This is a genomic window from Vibrio sp. HA2012 (assembly GCF_002812955.1).
GTDB lineage: Bacteria > Pseudomonadota > Gammaproteobacteria > Enterobacterales > Vibrionaceae > Vibrio.
Window position 1 is genome coordinate 482,928 of sequence record NZ_PFXK01000002.1, and the last position, 26,324, is coordinate 509,251.

Sequence of the window (26,324 nt, forward strand, 5' to 3'; positions counted from 1 at the left end):
TTCATCCGGACAGGAAGAAACGGTTATTTCTTATCACTCTGATGTTCATACATGCGCCGGTAACGGTTAGACATATTTGGCTTAGGCTTTTCCGGAACGCTCTGCCGGGCATGAAGCAGATGACGAACCGCCAGAATCGGATGCGGCAGCAACATCTTAGGTCCGGAATAACGCATAACCATGCGCATTTTCTCTTTCTGCTCAGGCTTGTAGCAATGAATCGGACACCGATTACAGGCTGGTTTTTCCTCACCATAGGGACAACGGTCAAGTTTTGTGACAGCGTAACTCAATAGATTGTCACATTCCGGACATAACTGCCTGGCGGAATTATGAGTATCCTTGCAATATATCTGCACCATGGCTTTGAGTGTTTTATATTCAATCGCCAGTTTTCCTGTCAGGAGCTTGCTATCATTCATCTGTATCTACTTCTGCATTCTGGTGTAAAATCTGATTTTAATTCTATCAGAAAAGAAAGTATCTATTTTGAGCCATGCCATAATGAGTAAACCTGATGTTATCTATTTTCGATATCTATAAAATAGGAGTTGGCCCTTCCAGCTCCCATACCAATGGCCCTATGATTGCCGGCTTCGAGTTCGGAAAAAAATTATCACCACAGATAGCCAGAGTCGTCCGTATTCAGGTAGATCTGTTCGGTTCTCTGTCTCTGACCGGGAAAGGACACCATACTGATAAAGCGGTTATGATGGGGTTACAGGGAAACCGTCCGGACACAATCGACATCCCCGCAGCCACTGAACTCATGATAAGCAATCTCGACAAGCATCAGTTGCTGTTGCAGGGAATGCATGCCATTACATTTAATCCTCATTCTGACATACTGTTCCATAATGATAACCTGCCCCTGCACGAAAATGGCATGGCAATATCCGCCTATGATGTAAACGGTGTTCAGCTCGACCGGCAGGTATACTATTCCATCGGTGGCGGCTTTATTGCAACAGAGGCTGAGCTGGAACAGGGATATTCTGACCATGATACTGCCGTAGAGTTTCCGTTTTATTCAGCAGATGAGCTTCTTCGGCAAGCAGAAAAAAACGGATTCTGTCTGGGCGGGCTGATCATGCGCAATGAACTCGCTTTCAGAACCAATGACGAAATTAATCAAATGGTTAATCGTATCTGGGAGGTTATGTCAGCTTGCGTCACTAACGGACTAAACACCGAAGGAATTCTTGAAGGCGGGCTGAATGTTACCCGCAGGGCTTCCGCCTTGCTAAAAAAACTGGAAGCAAACCGTGCACTGACCACTGACCCGATGGAGATCATGGACTGGATCAATGCTTACGCTTTTGCGGCCAGTGAAGAAAATGCTTCCGGTGGTCAGGTTGTCACTTCCCCGACAAACGGGGCTTCTGGTGTTATTCCGGCTGTTCTTATGTATTACAACCAGTTTATTCGCTCTCTGGACACTAAACAATTGCGGGATTTCTTTGCGGTTTCCGGTGCAATAGGTATGTTGTACAAAATGAATGCCTCTATTTCAGGAGCCGAAGTCGGCTGTCAGGGGGAAATCGGTGTTTCTTCATCCATGGCCGCAGCAGGGCTCACTGCACTACGAGGCGGAAGTAATGAACAGATCTGTATCGCGGCTGAAATTGCGATGGAACATTCACTTGGTATGACCTGTGATCCTATCGGTGGTCTGGTTCAGGTTCCCTGTATTGAACGCAATGCCATGGGAGCCATCAAAGCTATTAATGCTTCACGTATGGCACTAAAAAGAACCAGTAAATGTTTAATTTCTCTGGATAAAGTAATAGACACCATGTATCAGACAGGGAAGGATATGAATAAAAAATACCGGGAAACCTCACTGGGCGGTCTCGCTATTATTCATCTTGCACCGCCGTGTGAGTGACCTGACCCGGTTAACTGTTCGTGTTTTTTACTCAATAGCAAATCTGGACTACTCTAAAGAGTGGGCATACAGCCATTTTAAGATGTAATAATGAAAATGACTCATCAATCCTCAGAATATAGCGTTGGTATGGCGAATACCACGCAGAATACCCGTCAGAAGCCTTCCGTGAATAAACCTTGGTTGAAGAGTTTTCCTGCTGATGTACCGGCCACAATCAATGCCGATAAGTATCAGAGCATCAATGAAATGTTCCGGGATTCTTTCACTAAAAATGCTGAAAAAGCCGCATTTGTCAATATGGGGCATACACTCTCTTTTCGTGATCTGGACGAGAAAAGCACAGCCTTTGCAGCCTACCTGCAACAGCAACTGCATATGAAAAAAGGCGACCGGATTGCACTGATGATGCCGAACCTTCTGCAGTACCCCATTAGCATACTTGGGGCATTAAAGGCTGGCCTGGTTGTTGTCAACGTCAATCCGCTCTATACACCAAGAGAGTTATGCCATCAGCTCCGGGATTCCGGAGCCACCGCTATTGTCGCAGTGACTAATTTTGGTAACAACCTGCAACAAGTAGTCGCAAAAACCAGCATAAAACATATCATTCTGACTCGTATTGGTGATGAACTGGCACCACATAAGCGTACACTGGTTAACTTTGTGGTTAAGTATGTGAAGAAAATGGTACCCAAGTATAACCTTCCAGGTGCTATCTCTCTGAAACGGGCTCTGACTCAGGGCAAAAACCTGCCTTATAACGAGCCCGACATTAAACCGGATGATCTGGCTTACCTGCAATATACTGGCGGAACAACCGGTCAGGCTAAGGGTGCCATGCTGACACACAGGAATATTATTGCCAACGTCCTGCAGGTTTACGCACATTTTGCACCAAGAACCTTACTGGTCAATGAGCATGCCGTAACCCCGTTGCCGCTTTATCATATATTTGCTAATTCCGTCAGCATGATGCTGATCATGTATTTTGGCGGAACCAACCTGCTGATCACCAATCCCCGGGATCTGGACAGTTTTGTCAGTGATCTGCGCAAGTATCCGTTTACGATGATTTTCGGACTGAATACACTGTTTAATGCTTTGAATAATCACGCTGGCTTTCGTTCGCTTGATTTCAGCCAGGCAAATTTCACCATTGCCGGAGGTATGGCAACACAGAAACATGTCGCAGAAGAATGGCAACGTATCACCGGAATGCCAATTATTGAAGGGTATGGTTTAACCGAATGTTCACCGGTTGTGGCCGGCGGTACTCACACACAGCAATCTTTTATTCATTCTGTCGGTGTTCCGATGCCAAGTACAGATATCCGGATTGTGGATGACGATAACCGCGAATTAGATATCGGCGGGGTCGGTGAGTTACAAATCCGTGGTCCACAAATCATGAAGGGGTACTGGAAGCAGGAGCTGGAAACCAAAGCAGTGATGCATGACGGTGGCTGGATCAGCTCCGGAGATATCGGAAGAATGGACGATAACGGTTTTTTCTATATTGAAGATCGTAAAAAAGATATGATTCTGGTCTCCGGATTCAATGTCTTTCCGACAGAAATTGAAGAAGTTGCCACCCTTCACCCTAAAATAACTGAAGCGGCCGCTATTGGTATTCCGGACGAAATCTCCGGAGAAAAAGTAAAGCTGATCGTGGTAACCAGCGCCCCTGTTTCCGCAGACGGAATCAGGAAACATTGTCGTAAACACCTGACCGGTTACAAGGTTCCTAAGTTGATTGAATTCAGGGATGAACTGCCGAAAACCAATGTCGGAAAAATCCTTCGCCGGGAATTAAGAGATTAGAATGCCTGCCTGAAATCTAAAAACTTACCGGCAGATAATCCGTCGCCATCTCAACTTCTGGCTGTGATGTGTTATGGAAGTGTCGGTAAGTATGGCTGATAAGATACGTTTCAATCCTCAGTAACGAGTCCGTAGTCGTGTCCTGGCACTGGGTAAAAGCCGCTGTATACGCTTCCCGCATTTCTCTCTCCAACTGAAAATACCCGGTCAGAAACAAATAATGCTGTAAAGAATCCATATTCATCTGTTCCACTTCCGGACATAGCTGCCGGAGTTTAGATATCACAGCATCCTGTTCTCCAGAAAGTGATTTTCCATGGATTCTCAGCAGGTTAAGTTGAAGCATATCTTTTTTACACAATACGGCTCCTCCTTTCCAGCGCCGTATTTCCAGCTCAAATTTCTTGAGATACATATAACTGAGTTTTTGATTATTCTGCGCAACATACAATAACCCTCGCAGATAGCGAAAATATACAGGAGGGCAGTCACGAAAAGTATTTTTTACCGCACGATAACAAAGCTGATAAACTTCCTGAGATTTTTCATAATCTTCCTGAATCAGATATAAGGCTGCGAGTAGTCCCTGACGGGCATAATTATCCGGAACTAAACGACAGGCATTGCGCATAATATCAACCGCCTGATTTACCCTTCCCTGATTCAGTTCCAACTTGGTTTCAATGTCCAGAGCGGTCAGACTATAACGTTCACACCTTAACCTATAGTCCTGAAGCGCTTTCCTTGCTTCTGTATTCTGACCATTTTCTATCAGGGCGTTAGCAAGCCGCAGGTATACCCAATCTTCATCTGAAGACTCATCCAGATGCTTAAGTAAGGAACGATAAAAACGAACCGCCACATCGTACCGGTTAGCTTTCTCAAACAGTCTCCCTCTCAGTTTCTGGATGGAATAAAAGTGATCAGGATGGCTGATTTCAAGCTCGTTGCAGACCGATAACTGAGATAAACCACTACTGTCATCCGACAAGTAAAAGGACTTAAGCACATACTTGTTCCGATAAAGAGTATATATTTTCTGCCGGATTTCTGTTGCAGACCACGAGGCAGAAACGATACCGTCAATACCAGAATCAATCGCTTTACGAATGATATCTGCCTGATCTGAAGCCGCCCATATAATAAAAACGGCGTCCTTTCTTAACCGAGAATGATGAGTAAGTTCGTCAAAAAGTAGCCAGACATTGTCGTTATTATCCATTTTTTCACTGGCAATAATAATGTCGTAGGATGTTCCACTCGCCCTTTGTAAGGCAATCTTTGCATTATTAGCATTATGTATTCTGGCCTCGTTGGCTTCCATACTCCTCAATATCAGACGAGCATTTTTCGCCATCGAAAACGAATCACTGACAATTAAGACATTGGCATTTTTTAGTTTAATCACTTGTTTTGACCAATATGAATAAGCTTACTGACTTCAACTTATGTTGATATCAACCCGGCGAGGACTTTTAGCCAATCGATTTTATCATCAAAAGGTAAGAATTGAGTGTTATTCATACTGAACCCGTAAAAACTGGAGTAAACATCACATAATTACGGAACTAAAACAAAAATAGCAGGCATTCGACCCGCTATTCTCTTCTCGTTCACAACAAAAACAGGTTATTATTCAAGACACGCTCTAGTCGTAGGCTTTAATTAATACCGATGTGTCCATCCTGCCAAACCCTTTCTTCTGTAAATCTGCATAAAGCTCATCTACCTCTTTAGTCATCGGCAAATTCAGAGCGAATTTTTCAGCTTCATCCAGGCAAATACCTAAATCTTTACGCATCCAGTCAATAGCAAAACCAAAATCAAATTTACCTTCAGACATCGTTAATGCCCGGTTTTCCATCTGCCATGAACCTGCAGCTCCGTGTTTCAGCACATTCACTACCTGTTCAATATCCAACTCTGATTTTTGAGCCAAAAGAAGAGCCTCACTCAATCCCTGCAAAACCCCGGCAATACAGATCTGGTTAACCATTTTGCATCGCTGTCCCTGACCATGCGAACCAATCAAAACTGATTGCTTCGCGTATGCCTTGATAACCAAAGCCACTTTTTCGTAGATATCAGGATCGCCTCCACACATCACTGTCAGCGAACCATTCTCTGCACCGGCCTGACCGCCAGACACAGGGGCATCAATAAAATGAACCCCTTTACTCCGGCAGACATCTGTCAGCTCAAGTGCCAGATCGGCAGATGTTGTCGTATGATCAACCAATATAGTGCCGGGTTGCATACCGGCTAGTACGCCGTCTTCGCCATATATCACACTGCGTACGTCATCATCATTACCCACGCAGACAAAGATAATATCGCTCTGCTCAGCAGCTTCTCTTGGCGTAGAGACAGCCATACCATGAAAACTTTCAACCCATCGCTGAGACTTTGTTGCTGTTCGGTTATATACCGTCACATCATGTCCGGCTTTTTTCAGGTGCCCGGCCATCGGATATCCCATAACACCTAAACCTATAAACGCTGCTTTTACCATTATATTTCTCCTCTTTAGCCATCAGACTAAGTTTATCGTTCTTATTACACCGACCTTAACCTACCCCCGAATACGGTGAACTGCAAGCTGGCTTGAAAAGGAAGCTAAAGCTTCTGCCCGATAACACACTGTTTCTGAACAGGACAACCATCACATACCGGCTTTGTATTGCAGAAACGCTTGGCATGCTCCACCAGCAATGCATGATAATAGGCAAAGATCTCCGTATTTTCCGGTAAAGCCCGTACAATCATCTGTTGAAAAAGCTCATAGTGGTCAGGAACTTCCAGACCAATACGGGAAAAAATACGCCGTGTGTAAGCATCAATAACAAAAGAAGGCTTACCTACGGCATAGACAAGTATTGAATCTGCTGTTTCTGGCCCAATACCGGAAATTGCCAGTAATTCGGCTCTCAGTGTATCTTTGTCAATGTTCCGTACGTTTTTAATGTCATATCCATACTGCTTAAACCATCGTGTCAGGGCTTTCAGCCTTAACCGCTTTTGATTATAAAAACCACTCGGACGAATAAGCTCCCCCAGCTCCGTATCCGGCATACACTCTATCTGTTCCGGAGAGAGCCTGCCCTCCAGGTTTTTCAGGGCAATTTCTACATTTTTCCAGTTAGTATTCTGTGTCAGAACCGCACCGACCATCACCTCATAAGCGGAACCAGCCTGCCACCAGGAGAAGCGCCCGTAGTATTGTTTCAGTTGCTCAAACACGGTATTTATCAGTTCCAGATGCAGCAACTGCTGTTTTACTGCCAATCCGAAAGCATAACCAGTGAGTCTGCCATTTGCCCCCACGACCCGGTGACAGGGGATAATAATGGGGATCGGATTCTTATTATTAGCCATTCCGACAGCCCGGCTTCCTTTAGGATTCCCGACTTTCTCTGCAATCGCTTTGTAGCTACAACTCAGACCATATGGGATTTCTGTCAGAGCCTTCCAGACTCGGTTCTGGAATTCTGTTCCCTCCGGGGCCAATTTCAGGTCAAACTCTTGCCGTGTACCACAAAGAAATTCATTCAGTTGCTTTTTAACTTCCGTAAAGTGTTGCGGGGCATATTCTGCGTCTTCGTTATAGGCAGTCGTACAAGTATCATTATCAATAAACAGATGAGTCAGCCCCTGTTCATTTCCCGTTACAACAACCATCCCGACCCGGGTTTCAAATCTGTCAAAATACATGCGGGTTCTCACTCTAATCACATAAATGCATATGAACTTCAAAAAAATATACTTTAAAGAATAACGCTATTAGACTCTCCTTCAGTGTACGGCTATTTTTATAGTAATCAATCGGCTCCCTAACGAGAAAGGATCCCTATGCCAGCTCAATACCCTCTTCTGCTGTCTACAATAGCCGTCATACTGATTGGTCTATCAGCGACGCTAATGATCCGGGAACCACAGAACACCAGAAAAGCAAAGCCTCTTTTTGTCGGATTTTTTGTCAGCTCTCTTATCCTTAACTTCCATTTAATCCATGTTCCGGATTTTCATGCCCCTTGGGAACATATGGTCGTGGATGTGTTGTTTATGCTAAATATCGCATTGCTTTCTATCGGCATTACCATACGATTCAACAAATGCTATATCGAGCGATCCTACTATCTATTCCTGTCCGGCTATTTGACGTTTTATTTATTTGGTCCCTACTACCCTATACTTCCGGTTCTTTTCGGCCTGATTAATACGCTACTAATCATCTGGATGGTGCTGACCCGGGATCCAAAACCCAATATTGCCGATTTTGGGCTGGTCGTTACCCTATTCATATGGTTCGGTATATTACTTTATGACGTATCCACTCATACACCGGGCAGAGCACCAGATTTTTTTGGTCAGCAGATGGTAACCAACCTTATTTTTGTGCCGGCCTTTATGAGTGGGATCAGTGTATTTATACTGGCCAGTTATATGATGGACAGCCATATTCTTCTTGAACGCCTGGCTTCAAAAGATGAACTCACCGACATGCTTAACCGACGAGGATTATTTGAACAAATCACAACCCAACTCAGCTATCTGAAACGTAAAAAACAGCCCGCATCCGTCATCATTGCAGATATCGACCATTTCAAGAATATCAACGACACCTACGGACATGAAGCCGGAGATAAAGCCATCAGACAATTTGCTTCTGTTATTAAACATGTTGTTCGTGAGTACGATATTTCTGCCCGGTATGGCGGTGAAGAGTTTGTTATTTTTCTGCCAGGAGCAAACGCAGAGACGGCTTTTAAAGTCGCAGAAAGAATTCGTCTTAAATGTGAATCAGGTAAACTTGTTTACAGAAACAACACCATTGTTTTTACTGCGAGCTTTGGCGTTGCCCAGTTTCAATTTGATAAAAAGATAGAAATGTCCATTCATACCGCTGACGAGGCACTGTACACCTCCAAGCTGACAGGAAGAAATAAGGTAAGCATTAAGTAAATATAACTTCTTTCAATACGTTACTTTAGAAAGTGTTTCTCTGTGAGTAGACTATACTTACCACTGAAATTGTGCTTCAGGGGGTAATATGGGAGCTGTATCAGAGTTTCATGTTAATTTAAGGGAGATGATCACCGCCATTGAAACCGCCGTTTCTCTGGTCGGTATTAATGATACTAATCATGGGAAACGGGTCGGATATATGGCCTGTCAGTTGGGTCATGCTCTGGGGTATAGCAAGCAGGATTTGAGATTTCTGTTTGAGCTCGGAATGCTACATGATATAGGCGTGTCTTCTAACCATACCCATAATAATCTGGTCGCTAACTTTGACTGGGATCAAGCGCATATTCATTGTGAAGTTGGCTATCAGCTGTTAAAAGATTTTGAGCCTCTGTCTCAGTTCGCACTCCCGATTTTGTACCACCACACCCCATGGAGTCAGTTAGAGAATAAAGATGTAAAGCCCCGCGCTGCCATGATGGCTAATCTGGTATTTCTTGCAGACCGTATAGATATTTATGGTGCCGGCCATTACGGAAAAGATATCCTTATTGCCAGAAGAGATATTGTCAAAACTATTACGGAAAAATCGGGGGAATATTTCTCTCCGGACTTCATCAAAGCTTTTCTGAAAATTCAGGATTCTGAGTCTTTCTGGATCGCACTAGAAGATCAACATATCGCCCGTTATGTATGGGATATGAGTCAGGAAAAAAGCCGCACCATTATCAGCCTGCAACAATTAAAACAACTTTCTCTTATTCTGGCTTATATTGTTGACCAAAAAAGTCCTTTTACAGCGCAACACTCGGCTAAAGTCGCTGAGCTGGCCAAGTTTATTGCCACAGAATACGGTATGCCTGAGACCCAGTGTGCCATGATAGAAATTGCCGGACTACTACACGACTTGGGAAAACTGCGCACCCCGGATGAAATTCTGGAAAAGCCGGGAAAACTGGATGAGCTGGAACGGGCAATAATGAACCAACACAGCTATGAAACCTATGAAATTCTGCGGCATATCTCCGGACTTGAAGATATTGCCGACTGGGCGGCATTTCATCATGAAGGACTGAATGGTCACGGATATCCTTTCCATCCAAACCAGCATGATATTCCAACAGAAGCCCGGATCATCGCTGTTGCTGACGTTTTTCAGGCTCTAGTTCAAGATCGTCCCTATCGATCAGGAATGAGTATTGATGAAGCAATGCCTATTCTCGACGATATGTCACAAAAAGGAAAATTGGATCCCACCATTGTCGCTTTAGTTCACAAGCACCGACAGCAATGCTTTGAAGTGGCATCCGGTCGCTAATATGGGAAATACCCAGCCAGACAACAGAGACTGCTTGAGTTCACACAATAAAAACGGCAAAATGCGCTCTTCTGTTTATCAAGCTCACATTCCCCCTACATCAGGCGGTACCGTGATTCCCCGCCTGCTGAACATTTCGTTTACTAACCGAGAGTTAACTGTATGAGTTTCACCCATCTGGGTCTTTCTACGCCAATTTTAAAAGCCGTTACTGAGCAAGGCTACACAACCCCTTCCCCTATTCAGCAACAGGCAATCCCTGCCGTACTTGAAGGAAAAGATGTGATGGCCGCCGCTCAGACTGGTACGGGAAAAACCGCTGGCTTTACCCTACCACTGCTGGAACGACTCAGTTCAGGACCCAAAGTAAAAGGCAACCATATTCGGGCTCTTGTGCTGACTCCTACTCGGGAACTGGCAGCACAGGTAAACGATAGCGTAGTAAAATATAGTAAATATCTGCCGGTAAAATCCAATGTCGTATTTGGTGGTGTGAAGATAAATCCACAAATGATGAATTTGCGTCGAGGCAGTGACATTCTGGTCGCAACACCAGGACGGTTACTGGATCTTTATCAACAAAATGCCGTGAAATTTACACAGCTAGAAGTATTGGTACTGGATGAGGCAGATCGGATGCTGGATATGGGCTTTATCCGGGACATCCGTAAAATTTTGGACTTACTTCCTAAGCAGCGACAAAATCTTCTGTTTTCAGCCACTTTTTCGGCTGAAATCCGGGAATTGGCTAAAGGCCTGGTCAGCAATCCTGTAGAGATATCAGTTAACCCGGAAAACTCTACCGCAAAAACGGTTGAGCAAAGCCTCTATCCTGCGGATAAACGTAAAAAAGCACCTATGCTACTGCAATTGATCAAGCAGGGTAACTGGCAACAGGTGCTGGTTTTTTGCCGAACCAAGCACGGTGCCAATCGTCTTTCATACTATCTTAATGATCAGGGGGTTACCGCCGCCCCAATCCACGGCAATAAAAGCCAGGGAGCCAGAACACGAGCCCTGGCTGAATTTAAATCCGGCGATATCCGGGTTCTGGTTGCCACCGATATTGCCGCCCGTGGCATTGATATTCCACAGCTGCCACAAGTCGTTAACTATGAATTACCTAATGTAGCCGAAGACTATGTACACAGAATCGGCCGAACCGGACGAGCAGGTGAAGTCGGTAAAGCTTTTTCTCTGGTATGTGCTGACGAAGTTGCCGAGCTATTTGCTATTGAAAGGCTAATCCAAAAAGTACTACCACGGTATGAACTGGAAGGATATCCGGTACACAACACTCTACCTGAATCCAAACTGGATACCAGACCGATAAAAGCCAAAAAACCGAAGAAACCCAAAAAACCAAAAAACGATCATACCGATGGTCAGCGTTCAGCCGATAATACCCGGGGGCATAAGCCGGCAGGTAAAAATCGACGCCATATATCTAAAGTACCGTCAGGAGATAAAGCAGCATCTTCAGGTAAAAGTGGTCAGTCATCCCGGAAGAAAACATCTACAAGCAACCCACGTCGTCCTTCTGCATCACGCGCACCGAAACAATAGTCGGGCAGAATGTAGTCACATTCCGGGCATCGCCATTGCATCTGGTTTCTTTTTTCTCTAGATTAGTTTAAAGGACAGAGGCTTCAGAGGATGATAGATGGGCAACTTATTAATAGTTAATGTAGGTTCTGCGCCAGAAGAACAATTGATTAAGTACGGTGATTTCGAACAATGGGCTCAACAGGCGATCGGAGAAACAGAACTTAATGTTGTCTTCCATGACGGCATCCATTGTCCTTTACCTGATTACTCCTCATTATCCGGGGTAATTGTAATGGGCTCTCTCTCTATGGTGACCGACAGAGAGAGCTGGATGCTAAAACTTTCAAAACAACTCATCGAATTATCCGCTCAAAATGTACCTCTCCTTGGTATCTGCTTCGGCCATCAGCTCATTGCTTATACTTTTGGCGGAGACGTGGGCTACAACCCCAATGGATTGGAGATAGGTTCAGTACCACTGACCTGCCTGCCAGCCTGTAAGAATGACCCGATATTTTCAATGTTACCCGACCGTTTTGAGGCTCAGACTGTGCACTACCAATCGGTATTGGCACTGCCTCCCGGTGCCGTTCATCTGGCTCAGAGCCAGTTGGATAAAAATCATGCATTTCGTGTAGGAAAATGCGCATGGGGAGTACAGTTCCACCCTGAGTTTTCTGCTGAAATTATGCGGGATATGTTAAATAACTTCCGGGATACCTTAGATAAAGACGAATTAATAAAAAAATCATCACAAATTATCTCTACAGAATATGCACAGCAGGTTCTGGTCAGATTTGTGCAGTTATGTAACGGAGAGCATTATGACTGAAACTCAGACCAAATTTCTTGTAGTCATTTTCCTTGCATTTTATGTGATCAGTTATTTTTTTAATATTCGATCAATTTTCCGGTTAATTAAAGAAAGAAGAAGTAATCTCTATAACTGGGCTTCATATATAGAAGTTATTTTTAATGATGAGGTTATTGGTTCAATTTCTTATTTTTCACAGGAAGAAAATGACTGGATAGAGTTTCATATTACTCCCTATGATGACGGATTTGTCTATATGTTCAGAAATGATTTATGGGAAAAACATAAGTTTACTTTTCGCGATCCGGATACCAAATATATTTGTACCTCCGGGTATGAAGTCAAAGCTCCCCCGGGAATCTTCAAAAAAAGAGTACAATTAAAAAATATTCATTTCTCGAATAGGAATTAGTCCATTCGACCATACCCCAAATCGACCACGATCTATCTGTCCCACAACAAAAAAAGTACCATTTATTGATACACCTTGTTCATCGTTAGTATATTCATATACTAATTCTTCGCTTTCTTCTTCTGAAAAATATTCCCCCTGAGCTATACGGAAACAAACCTGTGTACCGGTAAGGTAACGTTCTTCACTGCCTTTCTCTGGTTCTGTATCCCAAAATACCGGTCCACATTCTGCTCGTTCAAAATTAATAAACGGATCCTTACCGGATACGGAAATTTTTACTATTTCACCAACATGAGAGGATAAGAAATCCATAAAATCAATATTATTCTTATATGAAGTCTGTTCTCCAAAATATTCAGGAAGTATCAACCCTTCGCGCTGTCCCCGCATATACAGATACTCCAAAGCTTCTGTCGTTGCTGGTATTTTAATAACATCACCTACCTCTACTAAAGATGAATTATTTATGTCGTTATATCTGGCCAACGCATAAAAATAAAGCTCATCCCCAAGATAATCTTTGGCCAGAGTAAACAGTGACTCTTCTTCCTTTAACTGAACAGCAAACCATTCAAACGGATAGTAACGAAAAGAAAAATAAGATTCGCCACCCTCTGTTTCCTCAAGAAGATGAGAAGCCATCAGCACATCCGAATTAGCCGCTAAATAATTCTCTAACTCCGGTCGTGCTCTCTCCGGGTGTCCACTATATAGATAGGCTATCGCCCGACTCAGCCCTCTGTCGGTGATACCCGGTTTAACTGATGTACAGGCTAACAACACTAAGGAAAAAAAGAACACACTGACACAGCGAAAAGAAGAAAACATTATTTAACCTCCCCTGTATGTATCGGAATCGGTGCCAATCCTATTGTTTCCAGATTTTCCGGCCACATTTCCAGCTCACCGGCGATATAAAAAAGTCCATTAATGGTGACCGTTTTCGTCTTTTCATCATAGGTATAGGTTTTATATCCACTGCTATCTTCCTGAAAGCCGGAATCGTATCCTTTGCAGGGTTCAAAACAGAGCTGGGTTCCGCTCTGGTAGAGCCTATCGCCGGTTACGCCCTGAGAAGGTTTCATATCCCAGAATACCGGTCCGCAGGATGAATAATCAAAACTAACTTGTGGCCATTTAGCCTGAACCGACAGTTGGATCCGTTCTCCCTGATGTTCAGACAAGAACCACTGTAACTCCTGATTATCCTCATAACTGGTAATTATTTTGTTATAAATAACAGGAGTTATATCCTGAATCTTTTCAATGGAAATCATATAATTACTGGTAAAAGTGACAGATGAAACTGCAATGTCTATCCATACCGTCTCACCAGTGACCCCAATATCCATGACATAATCATCCCCCGAAACAGTCAGACCATCACCATCAACTGAGGCTGATGCCTTTCCGTCACTCTCTTCTATCACAACATGGTAATGATCACCAGCAAAGCCAAGTAACCGGTAATGTGTCTGATGTTCACCACCAACAAAGCCTTGCAGAGTAACGCCCTCTCTCTGATCTTTTATCTGAATATAGAAATAATCACGGCTGACATCTTCCACATGCTTAAGCAGATATTCCTGACGATTATTACAAAACAAAGGAGCCTTATAATCAAAAGTCTTATCAACGGCCATCACCGGTAGTGAGACCCAAACCACTAAAGCTAGGATAAATTTATTCATATTATTCAACCAAACTCTTGCGATATATCTTACCTCGATAGCTATTTTTCATATTTACTTTTATAAATCCGGCTTTATCTCTATCTCCATCTGGAGTATTTATATACTGAAATGTATCATCTCCTCGCCATACCCAATTATTATAAACACCCTCTGCATGCCAATAAAATATTCCGTTCATCGTATTAATTAAATAAGCATCTTCTCCACTATCCAATCGCCATCTTTTAGTTATCCATGAATCGTCCATTGATTTATAATGGATATAAACCATAACCTGCTCAGATGTCTTGTTTTTAAAGTAGACTTTGTATTTTTTCGAATCTTCTATAAGAGATATTATATCATTGATAGGTTTTTCATCACCAATATAATAATTCTTCCAATTTTTCATCATATTTATAACAGTCAGACCATTTTCATTTTTGATGAAAATATTTGCACCGTGGTCCAGTAATGCTTGGGTCAATTCTTTATTAAAAGCAGTTGCAGCAATAAATAAGGCCGTATCGCCATCCTTATTTTTTTCATTAACAGGGAACCCTTGTTCTAATAAAAATATTGCATTATCGATATAGATTTTCTTTTTTTCTTCATCAAGAATTGTTCCTAAAGGTGCTGAATTATCAACAATAAATAGAAGCAGATTTTCACCGTCATTATTCAGAGCAGATTTATCGGCTCCGGCAGCAACAAGTGCCGTATAGAGTTCATTGAAATTTTTGTTGTAGCTGGCTTCAAACAAAGCAGTCCAGCCAAAATAACCATTTCCCCGGACTTCGGTATTCGCCCCCTTATTCAGCAAGGCTTTTACAATATCAACTTCACCATGCCTCGCCATTTCTGTCAATATTGGTCGGGACATATATGTGAGGGCATTGACATCACCTGATCGACGTATCAGCTTGATCATCATTTCCCGGTCATCATGGGTTAATTTAATCTTACCTTCAAAATCCGGACCGAGAATTTCCAGTGGAGCCCGACCGCGCTTATCCCGGAAATCAAAATCAAATGTGTCACCACGCTGCAGATATGTATCAAGCAATTTATCATCACGCAGTAATAATGCCTGCATAACTGGAGTCGTTCCCTCAGAGGAGAGAGTATTAAAGACTTGATCTATCGCCGCTGTTGATCCTGTTAAAGGAAAGACTAAAGTCAGGTTTTTACTCTCTGCGGTAAGAAGAGAAACCTGTAATTCCTTTCCTCTCTTCAATTGCTGAATAAGTTCCCCATCCGCAGGAATCACAAACTGAGACTTAGAGTTAATGCACAAATACGGTTCTTCTTTGCACTGATTCAGTGTAGATAAGGGACGTCCGTCAACAGCAACGTCCAATACCATTTCCATGCCGTTCTTCGGCAGAATAACAAACCAGGCACGACGCTCTCCGAATGCTAATAACGCAACATTATTCCCGACAGCAACATAGGCATTTGCACCACTTTTTAGTGGTTCACGATCAACCTTGGTCGGCTTGTTGTAAACCCATTTAGCTTTTGCTGTAATGACATTTTCTTTATCTTCGGATGGTTGCTTACGGTCGCTTTCAGAATAAACTAAACGAAATCCAATATTATTACTTTTGTCATCATCTCCATGCATATTTCTCCGAGTTGTGCGCTGCTCTGACTGATCACTCAGCCAACTGCCACCACGAGAAACACGCAAAGAACCTTTAGTATACCCCTGTGGATTTTTACGAGGACTATCAGCATAATAGCGTTCATCAAACCCATCCTGACACCATTCCCATACGTTTCCACTCATATCGTACAAACCAAGTCCATTTGGTCTTTTCTGTCCGACAGAATGAGGCCTGTTATTGCTGTTTATTTTAAACCATGAAATATCAGCTACTGCATTATTACTGCCGGCGTACTTCTCATCCTTTCCACCACTACGTGCAGCGTATTCCCACTCAGCTTCCGTCGGTAAACGATATTTCTTACCACTTTTTTGATTAAGTTTATCAATGAATCGATTCACCTCTTTCCAACTAACATTCTCTACAGGTTGACTACTACCCTGATGATCACTGGGATTATCCCCCATAACAGCCTGCCATTGAGTCTGGGTAACTTCATACTTACCCATATAAAAATCATCAACACACACTTCGTGTACCGGCAGCTCCGTATCATAACCAACCCCAAAAATGTCCCCCATTGGGTAACAACCACCTTTGACAGGAATAAACTCTATTCCGGTAGTGGAGTCCGAATAAGCCGCGTCTGCCATATGTATACTGAGTACACTGTAAATAAATAATACGAAGACAGTAAGTATCTTTTTTATTGATTTTCCGTATCTAGCCATATTTATCTCTGGAATATATCAAACTAAATTTTCACTATCCTTATGAAATTAAAAGATTTATTTATTCAGTTTGACATCCTTAGTTCCTGTGTTGTTTTTTAAATTATATGCAGAAAATATACTACTTCAGTAATAACTGATAAATCCACATTGGGTTATTTCAAAATAATATTCTTTAAAAAAGATTGTATAGGTATGATTTTTTAATAGCCATACTTTTTTACATGTTATTGACACACGGATCCTGCATCATCGTATGGTAATAGGATAAGATCCCGACTCTGCACTATACTAACGCTTACAGGTATTACTACGAATATTTACCTGTCAGGAAAATGATTAAAACAACAGGAGATAGTATGAAAAAGTTAGCAGTGGCTATATCAGCAATACTGGGTATGTCTGTGTCATCACTGGCAAGTGCTGATTTTTATCTAGGTGGTAAATTGGGACAAACTTGGCTGGACGACAATTGTTCCGTCAGTTCACCATGTGATGATGACAGTATCAGCGGCGGTATTTTTGCCGGATATGATCTGGAAGAAAATATTGCACTTGAAGCTGGCTATGACCGCTTAGGCAATTTTGAATCCAACTTTACCGATGGCTCATCCAGTATAGAATTGGATGGTAATCTGGATATATTGACGCTGGCTCCAAAATTCCATATGGCATTAACAGATAACCTGGAGGCCTATCTGAAACTCGGGTTAGCCTGGATAAATTACGACAATTATGATGATGATTTTTCACCTATGGCCGCCATTGGTGGCGAATACATGCTTTCCGAAAATTGGGTTGCCCGTCTGGAATACCAACATGTCAATGACATGAATGAAGGTTTGATGGATGATATGGACGCTAACTCCATTTTCTTTGGATTCGCTTATAGATTTGGTGCAGATAAAAAAGCCATCCCCGTACCCGACCCGATAATGGAAGAAAAAGCAGCCGTACCCGTTACAGCAGCAGAACCCGTTGCCGTAACCGAGCCGATTTTAAAAACAAAGGTATTCAAAGAATTTGGTGTCGAATTATTTGCTACGGACAGTGCCGCTCTCGCCGCTGGCAGCGAGCAATATTTCGGTTGGCTGGTTGATGTCATGAAAAAATATCCACAAGCCAACGCTGCCATCGTCGGGCATACTGATTCCAGTGGCTCAGAAGCTTATAACCTGAAACTGTCTCAAAAACGGGCACAGGCTGTAGCCAATTATCTGACGGAAAACGGTATAGATGCTTCGCGTCTGACAGTGACAGGAGCCGGTGAATCTTCACCTAAAGCATCCAATGACTCTCCGGAAGGACGTGAGCAAAACCGGCGAGTTGAAGTCACAATTGAAGAGTTTGAATATCAGGAATAACCTGAGATTGAATGCAGAAAACCAATAAACAGATTTATCGCACCGGCTCTGCTGTAACACTGGCAGCCAGTGCGATCCATTTGGCTTTGACAATCAAAAAATCAACATCATCTTCAGTCGCCAATCTAAGGGAAATATCCATTTTTCCTCCAGAAAGTTTACCGCTTGATGATGCTAATGTTCTCAACGACAGAATGTATCAATATACAATGCTTCAACTTTATCTCTTGCCCATGGAGTCCGCCGCAAAAACTTGAGCGATGACTTAATTGATGGGTTGTTGTAGAAACAGTTGATCTGGATTTTATCATCCAAGCCTTCCCAACCATAGTGCTCCTGTAAACGAACGAGGATCTTCTCCAGAGTTAAACCATGTAAAAAGTTATTGGGTTGTTCTTGGCTCATTGAAATATGTTCCTGCTGTTGCCGCCATGTAAAAGTGCAGTGTACCAGATTAGACAAGTGGGAATTAGAATGGCTTGGGCGCAAAGCCGGTCATCACTTCCAAGCGCAGCTCTTTACCCAACTTGGTCATCGGATGTACCACCACCAAGCCTTTCACCTTTCTTTTCAGCTTGCCCATATCGGCCTGCTCTTCCTTGGTGATCTCACGTGAAAACGGCATGTCCAGCAGACTCTTGCGCTCTTTATTCATGTCGTAGTTCTGCTTATGCTTCAGCTGAGCAAGCTTTTTACTCAGTTGCTCCACTTCATCAGTAAATTTGGTGATATTTACCTCATCACCACGAGATTTAGCTGCTTCCAACTTGCGGTTACAGGTATCTAGGCGATTACTCAGTTGCTGGATCTCTTGTTTGATATTCATGCTCGATAGGCTCTCGTGTTGGGTAATACCGCAGAAAAAACGGGCGCCGACTATACCACAGCCAGCGCCCGCTTGATACCGCTATACTCACACCGACAAAGATGTCCGTCGTTTTACTTGCCTGACACACGGCTACTGACAGACCGGTCACCTTTTCCCTGGTCTCGGAGTCTTCTAACTATCGGTTAATATAAATAATTTTATGGTTGTATTTACAGTTGAAACAACCACAACCTCCTTACTCCCTGCCAAACACATTATTTTCCTGTTCCTGAACACGGATAAAGGTTGTTCGCTTAGTCAGTTCTTTCAGTTGAGCGGCTCCGACATAAGTACAGGTAGAACGAACGCCTCCGAGAATATCCTGAATGGTGCGGTTTACACTGCCCCGGAAAGGTAGCAGAACTGTTTTACCCTCTGCGGCCCGGTATCCGGCAACGCCGCCAGCGTGTTTATCCATCGCTGACTGACTGGACATTCCGTAAAAACGCATAAACTTATCACCATTGAGTTCAACGATTTCTCCGCCGGACTCTTCATGACCAGCCAGCATGCCACCCAGCATGACAAAATCAGCGCCACCACCAAATGCTTTGGAAACATCACCGGCACAAGTACAACCACCATCACCGATAATACGCCCACCAAGACCATGTGCAGCATCCGCACATTCGATAATAGCAGACAGCTGAGGATAACCGACCCCGGTTTTAACACGAGTAGTACACACCGACCCCGGCCCTATTCCCACTTTAACAATATCTGCCCCCGCAAGAATCAGCTCTTCAACCATATCCCCGGTGACAACATTACCGGCTGTAATCACTTTATCCGGAAACGCTTCACGAACTTTAGTCACAAATTCAACAAGGTGCTCTGAATACCCATTAGCGATATCGATACAGATAAACATCAACTCATCACTAAAAGACAAAATAGTACGCATTTTCTCGAAGTCAGCCTCCGAAGTTCCGCTTGAAACCATGACATGTTTCAGAACATCTGAATCCGCCCCATCAACAAATGCTTTCCACTCATCCACTGTGTAATGCTTATGAACCGCCGTCATCACATTGTGTGTTGCCAAAGCTTTGGCCATTTCAAAAGTGGCAACAGAGTCCATATTGGCAGCAATAACCGGCACTCCGTTCCATTGACGCCCACTGTGCTTAAAGGTAAACTCGCGGGTTAAATCTACTTGGGAGCGGCTTTTCAGGGTTGAGCGTTTCGGGCGAAACAGGACATCTTTAAAACCTAACTTAAGTTCATGTTCGATACGCATGATGTAATTCCTTGATTTATTGAACTGTGTGCCCGGCACTGAGTATTGAATAACAAACGGTACTTGGTAATTAAAGCACCATTTCAAACTATCGTGCGTGGTTTTGGGTTGGCAGACCCATCTCCGTTCTTCGGGCACAAAAAAACCGGAGCGTTGGCAGACGCTCCGGTTTTCAACATTATAGGTTGTGATTTCTTTCCGGCAAGTCTGATATTCGCATTTTTTTTATGATACCATCCCGAATACTTGCATATCTGAACGCCTTCGTTTTTTTGTTTTCCGTTTATTTTTCAACGCTTTTTTGCATTATTCCCATCGATAAAATATGGTTTATTTTCTTTAATATTCAGGGTATCTATATAGGCAGAATCAAAATCATTATGTAGTGATATACACTATTGAGGAGCCTATATGCTAGAAGTCGCCTTTTTCAGTTCAAAATCTTATGATGAAAAATCATTCAAGAAGGCTAATTCCGGAGAACTATATAAATTTCAGTATCACGATTTCCGTCTGACCGTTAAAACAGCCAAACTGGCTCAGGGTAGTGATATCGTTTGTGCTTTCGTTAACGATGACCTCTCAGCGGATGTGCTTAAAATACTGGCCAAGGGCGGAACCAAACTGATCACTATGCGCTGTGCCGGATTTGACCGTGTAGACTTAGACGCAGCAAAACAACTAGGGCTTCAAGTATCCCGCGTTCCTGCATACTCTCCTGAAGCAGTAGCAGAACATGCAGTAGGGCTGATGATGAGCCTGAATCGCCGGTTCCACAAAGCGTATCAACGCACCCGTGATGCAAACTTCTCACTGGAAGGGCTGGTTGGTTTTAACTTTTACGGTAAAACAGCCGGTATCATAGGTACGGGTAAAATAGGTTTAGCTACCATGAGGATCCTGAAAGGGCTGGGAATGGATATCCTGTGCTATGACCCGTTCGAGAATCCTCTTGCTATCGAACTGGGGGCGAAATATTGCGAACTGAATGAGATCTATGCCAAATCAGACATTATCTCTCTGCACTGCCCTATGACAAAAGAAAACTATCATCTTCTGAATGAAGAAGCGTTTAACAAGATGCGTGACGGCGTCATGATCATTAACACCAGCCGTGGTGAACTGCTGGATTCAGCTTCGGCCATTGAAGCCCTGAAGCGGGGACGGATCGGCGCATTGGGGCTGGATGTGTATGACAATGAGAAAGAACTCTTCTTTGAAGATAAATCAAATGACGTCATTACAGATGATATCTTCCGCCGTCTGTCTGCCTGTCATAATGTTATTTTTACCGGACATCAGGCTTTTCTGACTGAAGACGCGCTGCAGAATATCGCAGAAACGACGTTAAATAATATCGAGAGTTTTTTCAGCGGAAGTAAGAGCGGAAATGAGCTGATTGATTAAATCATAGTTCTAAATGAAAAATAAACAGGACAGATCGACTCTGTTATGGATCTGTCCTGTTTAGGTAGCTCAACCTTATTGGGTTTTCCTGTCACAAAAATACCCGATTTTCAGCTATTAAGCAGTGGCCGAAGATACGGAAACAATTCACTGGCCAGCATGCCTCGTTCGCCTTTTTCCCTGGCACACAAATCTGCTGCCGTTGAATGAATCCAGACACCGGCTTTCGCAGCCTGAGCAAGAGAAAAGCCCTGTGCCAGCAATCCGGCAATAATTCCGGTCAGTACGTCCCCCATCCCCCCTGTCGCCATTCCCGGATTCCCGGCCTGACATACCCAGCAATGTTTACCATTATGCACCAGCGTTCCTGCCCCTTTGAGTACCACAACCCCACCATATTTGTTCTGCAGCCGCTGTACCGCTTTGAAACGATCAGATTCAACCTCTTCGACGGTCGTTGCCAACAAACGAGCAGCCTCTCCCGGATGGGGAGTAATGATCCGTTTATTATTAAAATCCGGAGTTTTGACTAATAAGTTCAGGCAATCCGCATCCGCAACCACGGGCTTTTCTACCGTTCTGGAATACCCAAGAAGAGAACGACCCCAACTGGAGGAACCCAACCCCGGTCCGATTGCGATAATATCCGCCCATTCCAGATGATCATTGATTTCATTACTGTTTCCACGCCAGTCATAGACCATTAACTCCGGGCAGGCTCCGACAATAGCAGGGACATTTTCCGGCTGGGTGACGACCCGGGTCAGACCCGCACCAGCTCTGGCACAGGCTTCAGAGGCAAGACGAATAGCACCGAACATCCCCCGGTCACCTCCCAGACATAATGCTCGTCCATTGGATCCTTTATGAGCAGTACGGGAACGGGGAGTAAAAAGACCTTTCATTTCCCTGGCATCAATCAAAGAACAGACTGAAGGAACCTGTTCTGAAAAATACTTATCCACACCAAGTCCGGCAAAGTGAATATCTCCGGTGTACTCCGCTGCCTGCCCGGTAAACAACCCTTGTTTCAGACCAATAAAGGATACCGTACACGCTGCTTTAACCGCACAGCCGAGAACGACTCCCGTATCAGCACACAAACCTGATGGGATATCGACGGCCAGAACCGGAATGTCTATGTTATTGATCGCCTGGATCAATCCGGAATAGCTGTCTCGTACCTGACCATGTAAGCCGGTTCCAAGCAAAGCATCGACAATAATGTCGTACTGAGGGGGAATAACATCCTCAGGTAAAGAAATTGTCCCGCCAAGAGCCAGCCATGCCGCCTGTGCAGCCGCCGCATCTCCGGTCAGGTCCGATTCCCCGATCTGCCAGAGTGTAACCCGCATTCCAACCTGCTTAGCCAGGCTGGCAACGATATAACCATCCCCGCCATTATTACCGCCCCCACAGCAAATCAGCAGTGAGTGTGTTTCAGGAAAAGTGTCAAGAATGCAGGAAAAGACCGCCTGTCCGGCTCTTTCCATGAGTGTGTACATCTCAAGGCTCAGACTTCTCGCAATCTCATATTCACCACAACGTACATCTTCAGCTGTATACAGGCTGCATTCCTGATTGTTCACTTATCACTATCCCTGTCGTTTCCGTTACTGTTTTTCTGACTGCGCAGAACCCATCATAGCTTCCGCTGTAGCATCCTGAATAGAAAGAAACAGCGATTTGATTTCCCCGGTCGGTGTCCGCATTGGATTTAATGTCACATTTTGATACATAAAATCAGCCTGCTGGGTAATAGGCCGGACATTACGACATTTGAACAGATAAGGTCTCTGTCTCCACGTAACAAAACTGCGGCAACCCAGATCATAAACCGGTTTGGCTTTGATCATAAACCACTCTTTGGGAATTTCGGGAAACAGTTCGAAAAGTGTTTTTCCTATTGCATCATGAGCCTGTCTGCCACTGTGATGCGTCATAAAGCCGTTCCAGACCTTAACCTTATAATCTTCATCCAGAACAATAAGCCCCAGGTCAACATTCTGAACCATGTCCACCATCCAGTGAAACTGTTCAAATTCAGCAGGAAGTCCAAGCATCAGAATTCCTCCATTAGATAAGAAAGTTTGTTATCCAGTAACGGTAAAGATTCATCTACAAACATAAACAGCAAATCACAACGAATACTGGTACCTTCAATGGTATAACTCACTTCAAATGTCATGGTTTTTGTAAATGAGCCCCGGGTAGATTCAATAACAGACTGGATAGGAATATGCTGTCCCAGCAGCACCGGCTGACTCTGGAAGAAACGAACTTCCGCTTGTTGCCCCAGTCCATTCAGAAATGCTCCGACCAGAATATTGGAGACATCCATCAGGAGTTCCAGCTCTTCCAACTCTTCGTTATCAGCCGGCACCTGCATCAGGCGTTTAAGATCCAAAATACTGGAGTCGCTCAGCAGAACCAATGCTTCTCCGGCTATCCCTTCACCACTGAACCCCTGACAGACCCCCGAAACCTGCTTATTCTGAGCAAGATCTTCCAGTGCCATATGCAGCTCACTGACTTCAAAAATATTCACATTGGGCAGCGGCAGATGAACAAACACATCAAAATGACGAGCCAGCGCATCAGCGGCCCTGCCTATCGATACGTTCGCCACTTCCATATAGATATCACGTCGCTTGAGTACAGGCAGCTCAATACTGGTTGTTTTGATCACCGCCGGTTTATCAACCGGTTCGACCAGCGTTCGTAGCACATCTTTCAGTATGTCCTGATCCATCGGCTTCTGAATAAAAGCCTTTGCACCAAGCTCTTCTACTTTTTGTCTGGCTTTAGGCTGAATATCCCCGGAAACAACCACAACCGAGATCGGAATATCTCTCTTTTGGATTTCAGCTAGTGTACCGAAACCATCCAGCTCAGGCATGGTTAAATCCAGAAACATCAGCTTATATTCTTGTTGCTCCAGCTTCTCCAGAGCATCCAGACCATGAACAGCAAAAGTAATGTCCGCATTCAGCGAAGCTGGCAGAGAGCGTGCCATTTGCTTGCGGGCAAGAGCAGAGTCATCGCAAATCAGGACAGGATAAGTCATTCTCACACCTAAGGTTAATTATCATTATAAGTAATAAGTGTAACAGACAACCGTGCGGTAATAAGATTCAAATGTAAATAAATCTGGAACTTTTTGTTTTATTGGTTAAAAAAGAAACACATTTTTTACTCCGGAGAGTGATTCCCTTCATACATTTTCACACAGACTTTGTCCCGCCCTTGTTCCTTGGCCTGATACAGAGCCTGATCAGCCCGTAAGATAACGGTTGCTGCGGAATCGCCTTTCTGGTGTGCGGTTACGCCAAAACTCACGGTTCGGTACCCTGCTGCATTTAGTTTCGTCTGCTGTAGAACTTTTTTTAACCCTTCAGCAACAGTGATACCATCACAAGATTGAGTGTTCGGGCAGATAATTAAAAACTCTTCCCCTCCCCAACGCCCAACCGTGTCCACCTTACGCACCCGGTCATGAAACAGATGTGCAATATCAATAAGCACCAGATCCCCGACCTGATGTCCGTAGGTATCATTCACTTCTTTAAAATGATCGATATCAGCCAGAATAACAGAAAAGGATCCACCATAACGCCGAACCCGTTCCAGCTCAGCTCCCAAAATTCGTTCTGTTTTTCTCCGGTTATACAGATGTGTCAGGCTGTCTGTTGTGGATAATGTCTCCAGCTCTGCATTTTTCTGCTCCAGAGAAGCTTTTGCTATCATCAGTTCAGACAATGCCTTATCTGCCCGCTCTTTTTCATAGGCTAATTTTCGATTCCACCAGATAAACAAAGCAATAATCACCGCTGCACTAATCATCACCTGGAGCATAGGGCCATAATCCAGTTTTTCGATCATCCGAACAGAAAACCACTTCATCTGTAATGCCGAATGTTGTGGCTGAGAGAGTCTGAGGTATCCCTTATTCAGTATGCTTGTCAACTCACTCCATTCTTTAGGAGCAACAAAGCTATATTCAATATTGCCGTATTGTGTTGGCAGGGCTACCTTCAGATTATCCATGCCCTCATAGGCCATCATATAATTAGCAATAGCAATATTTCCCACATAGGCTTCGGCAATGCCATTATTTACCAGTTGTAATGCTTCTTTTGTACTGGGGACATTGGCAATTTGTATTTCCGGAAAGTCTCTTTTAATCCACAGATTCGTCAGATAACTGGTTTCCAGCGCTATAACTTTGCCGTTTAAGTCAGTCACTTTAAAAACCGGTGGAGAGTCTTTGTGCGTGATAACCATCATAGGAAAAGAGAGAAAAGCATCACTGAAAGCAAACCGGGAGGCTCGTTCAGGATTCTTTACTGTATATGTCAACGTATCAAAATCCTTTCTTTTGGTTTCGATCTCCTCAAATGCAGCCTCCAAAGGTCGATCATCTACAATAAAGACGGCATTAAACCCAGTAAGATCAGCAATCAAACGCAGATAATCAACGGCCAGTCCTCTTATCTTGCCGTCTTCAACAAATTCAAACGGAGGGATATTAGATCTAACCCTGAAACGAATATCCGGATGCTCCCTGATAAACTGCTTTTCAGCTTCAGTAAACAAATTCAGCTCATCAGAGTCTGCCCGGACCGATGACACTCCGGAAAAAAATATTATTACCAGGAC

The 26,324-nt window shown here is 43.8% G+C and carries 23 protein-coding genes and 1 pseudogene; 9 read left to right on the top strand and 15 right to left on the bottom strand.

All coding sequences use genetic code 11. The annotated features are described in order from the left end of the window. Positions 1 to 23: 23 nt before the first annotated feature. The gene (locus tag CSW98_RS06040) at positions 24 to 422 is read right to left on the bottom strand and encodes a nitrous oxide-stimulated promoter family protein (protein ID WP_100799554.1); all 399 of its coding nucleotides are present in this window, start codon (positions 420 to 422) and stop codon (positions 24 to 26) included. 95 nt (positions 423 to 517) lie between these two features. Between CSW98_RS06040 and CSW98_RS06045 the strand changes: the two genes are divergently transcribed. Together CSW98_RS06045 and CSW98_RS06050 are read left to right on the top strand one after the other, a co-directional pair. Next, positions 518 to 1,888 (top strand): L-serine ammonia-lyase, encoded by a 1,371-nt coding sequence (locus CSW98_RS06045; RefSeq protein ID WP_100799555.1) that lies wholly within the window; start codon positions 518 to 520, stop codon positions 1,886 to 1,888. A 168-nt stretch (positions 1,889 to 2,056) separates the two neighbouring features. Then, a complete protein-coding gene (locus CSW98_RS06050) occupies positions 2,057 to 3,712 on the top strand; it encodes an AMP-binding protein (RefSeq protein WP_198517290.1) in 1,656 nt (551 codons plus the stop codon). Positions 3,713 to 3,728: 16 nt separating this feature from the next. On the opposite strand, the gene CSW98_RS06055 is transcribed toward CSW98_RS06050, so the two are convergent. The 4 genes and pseudogenes from CSW98_RS06055 to CSW98_RS17700 all read right to left on the bottom strand — a co-directional run. After that, complete coding sequence (locus tag CSW98_RS06055) at positions 3,729 to 5,120, bottom strand: tetratricopeptide repeat protein (protein WP_100799556.1); 1,392 nt, start codon at positions 5,118 to 5,120, stop codon at positions 3,729 to 3,731. Between the two features lie 240 nt (positions 5,121 to 5,360). Continuing rightward, the gene (locus CSW98_RS06060) at positions 5,361 to 6,224 is read right to left on the bottom strand and encodes an NAD(P)-dependent oxidoreductase (protein WP_100799557.1); all 864 of its coding nucleotides are present in this window, start codon (positions 6,222 to 6,224) and stop codon (positions 5,361 to 5,363) included. Between the two features lie 104 nt (positions 6,225 to 6,328). Beyond that, the gene (locus tag CSW98_RS17695; protein WP_232733481.1) at positions 6,329 to 6,883 is read right to left on the bottom strand and encodes an endonuclease III domain-containing protein; all 555 of its coding nucleotides are present in this window, start codon (positions 6,881 to 6,883) and stop codon (positions 6,329 to 6,331) included. 81 nt (positions 6,884 to 6,964) lie between these two features. Further along, positions 6,965 to 7,423 (bottom strand): annotated as a pseudogene (locus tag CSW98_RS17700) (methylated-DNA--[protein]-cysteine S-methyltransferase); the annotation flags it as partial. Between the two features lie 138 nt (positions 7,424 to 7,561). On the opposite strand from CSW98_RS17700, the gene CSW98_RS06070 reads away from it, so the two are divergent. The 5 genes from CSW98_RS06070 (at position 7,562) to CSW98_RS06090 (ending at position 12,769) form a co-directional block, all read left to right on the top strand. Next, the gene (locus CSW98_RS06070; protein WP_100799559.1) at positions 7,562 to 8,674 is read left to right on the top strand and encodes a GGDEF domain-containing protein; all 1,113 of its coding nucleotides are present in this window, start codon (positions 7,562 to 7,564) and stop codon (positions 8,672 to 8,674) included. 88 nt (positions 8,675 to 8,762) lie between these two features. Next, entirely contained in the window at positions 8,763 to 9,995 is a 1,233-nt protein-coding gene (locus tag CSW98_RS06075) for an HD-GYP domain-containing protein (protein WP_100799560.1), read from the top strand. 162 nt (positions 9,996 to 10,157) lie between these two features. Then, the gene (locus tag CSW98_RS06080; protein WP_100799561.1) at positions 10,158 to 11,561 is read left to right on the top strand and encodes a DEAD/DEAH box helicase; all 1,404 of its coding nucleotides are present in this window, start codon (positions 10,158 to 10,160) and stop codon (positions 11,559 to 11,561) included. A gap of 97 nt (positions 11,562 to 11,658) precedes the next feature. Continuing rightward, on the top strand, positions 11,659 to 12,375 hold the full coding sequence (locus CSW98_RS06085; RefSeq protein WP_100799562.1) for a glutamine amidotransferase: 717 nt from the start codon (positions 11,659 to 11,661) through the stop codon (positions 12,373 to 12,375). Continuing rightward, positions 12,368 to 12,769 carry a hypothetical protein gene (locus CSW98_RS06090; RefSeq protein WP_100799563.1) on the top strand — a complete coding sequence of 134 codons (402 nt, stop codon included), beginning with the start codon at positions 12,368 to 12,370 and terminating at the stop codon, positions 12,767 to 12,769. Before CSW98_RS06085 ends, CSW98_RS06090 begins: the two co-directional genes overlap by 8 nt. Here the strand turns inward: CSW98_RS06090 and CSW98_RS06095 are convergent. The 3 genes from CSW98_RS06095 to CSW98_RS06105 form a co-directional block, all read right to left on the bottom strand. Then, on the bottom strand, positions 12,737 to 13,414 hold the full coding sequence (locus CSW98_RS06095; protein WP_157810340.1) for a LysM peptidoglycan-binding domain-containing protein: 678 nt from the start codon (positions 13,412 to 13,414) through the stop codon (positions 12,737 to 12,739). The two genes, CSW98_RS06090 and CSW98_RS06095, sit on opposite strands and share 33 nt — an antisense overlap. Positions 13,415 to 13,599: 185 nt before the next feature. Next, the gene (locus CSW98_RS06100) at positions 13,600 to 14,463 is read right to left on the bottom strand and encodes a hypothetical protein (protein ID WP_100799565.1); all 864 of its coding nucleotides are present in this window, start codon (positions 14,461 to 14,463) and stop codon (positions 13,600 to 13,602) included. A gap of 1 nt (position 14,464) precedes the next feature. Continuing rightward, complete coding sequence (locus tag CSW98_RS06105) at positions 14,465 to 16,786, bottom strand: SUMF1/EgtB/PvdO family nonheme iron enzyme (RefSeq protein WP_100799566.1); 2,322 nt, start codon at positions 16,784 to 16,786, stop codon at positions 14,465 to 14,467. A gap of 359 nt (positions 16,787 to 17,145) precedes the next feature. Between CSW98_RS06105 and CSW98_RS06110 the strand changes: the two genes are divergently transcribed. Beyond that, entirely contained in the window at positions 17,146 to 18,150 is a 1,005-nt protein-coding gene (locus tag CSW98_RS06110; RefSeq protein ID WP_198517282.1) for an OmpA family protein, read from the top strand. A gap of 183 nt (positions 18,151 to 18,333) precedes the next feature. On the opposite strand, the gene CSW98_RS06115 is transcribed toward CSW98_RS06110, so the two are convergent. From CSW98_RS06115 to CSW98_RS06125, 3 genes are all read right to left on the bottom strand, one after another. Then, positions 18,334 to 18,555, bottom strand: a complete 222-nt coding sequence (locus CSW98_RS06115; protein ID WP_100799568.1) for a VF530 family protein — start codon at positions 18,553 to 18,555, stop codon at positions 18,334 to 18,336. A gap of 64 nt (positions 18,556 to 18,619) precedes the next feature. Next, positions 18,620 to 18,976: a YibL family ribosome-associated protein gene (locus tag CSW98_RS06120; protein ID WP_100799569.1), complete on the bottom strand. Its 357-nt coding sequence runs from the start codon at positions 18,974 to 18,976 to the stop codon at positions 18,620 to 18,622. A 238-nt stretch (positions 18,977 to 19,214) separates the two neighbouring features. Beyond that, the gene (locus CSW98_RS06125; protein WP_100799570.1) at positions 19,215 to 20,258 is read right to left on the bottom strand and encodes a GMP reductase; all 1,044 of its coding nucleotides are present in this window, start codon (positions 20,256 to 20,258) and stop codon (positions 19,215 to 19,217) included. A 411-nt stretch (positions 20,259 to 20,669) separates the two neighbouring features. Between CSW98_RS06125 and CSW98_RS06130 the strand changes: the two genes are divergently transcribed. Next, positions 20,670 to 21,665: a 2-hydroxyacid dehydrogenase gene (locus tag CSW98_RS06130; RefSeq protein ID WP_100799571.1), complete on the top strand. Its 996-nt coding sequence runs from the start codon at positions 20,670 to 20,672 to the stop codon at positions 21,663 to 21,665. A 110-nt stretch (positions 21,666 to 21,775) separates the two neighbouring features. On the opposite strand, the gene CSW98_RS06135 is transcribed toward CSW98_RS06130, so the two are convergent. From CSW98_RS06135 to CSW98_RS06150, 4 genes are all read right to left on the bottom strand, one after another. Further along, positions 21,776 to 23,254 carry an NAD(P)H-hydrate dehydratase gene (locus tag CSW98_RS06135; protein ID WP_100799572.1) on the bottom strand — a complete coding sequence of 493 codons (1,479 nt, stop codon included), beginning with the start codon at positions 23,252 to 23,254 and terminating at the stop codon, positions 21,776 to 21,778. 24 nt (positions 23,255 to 23,278) lie between these two features. Beyond that, positions 23,279 to 23,728, bottom strand: a complete 450-nt coding sequence (locus tag CSW98_RS06140; protein WP_100799573.1) for a PAS domain-containing protein — start codon at positions 23,726 to 23,728, stop codon at positions 23,279 to 23,281. After that, a complete protein-coding gene (locus CSW98_RS06145) occupies positions 23,728 to 24,732 on the bottom strand; it encodes a response regulator (protein ID WP_100799574.1) in 1,005 nt (334 codons plus the stop codon). The genes CSW98_RS06140 and CSW98_RS06145 overlap by 1 nt, the downstream gene beginning before the upstream one ends. Before the next feature lie 125 nt (positions 24,733 to 24,857). Further along, the gene (locus tag CSW98_RS06150) at positions 24,858 to 26,261 is read right to left on the bottom strand and encodes a transporter substrate-binding domain-containing diguanylate cyclase (protein ID WP_198517283.1); all 1,404 of its coding nucleotides are present in this window, start codon (positions 26,259 to 26,261) and stop codon (positions 24,858 to 24,860) included. Positions 26,262 to 26,324 lie beyond the last annotated feature (63 nt).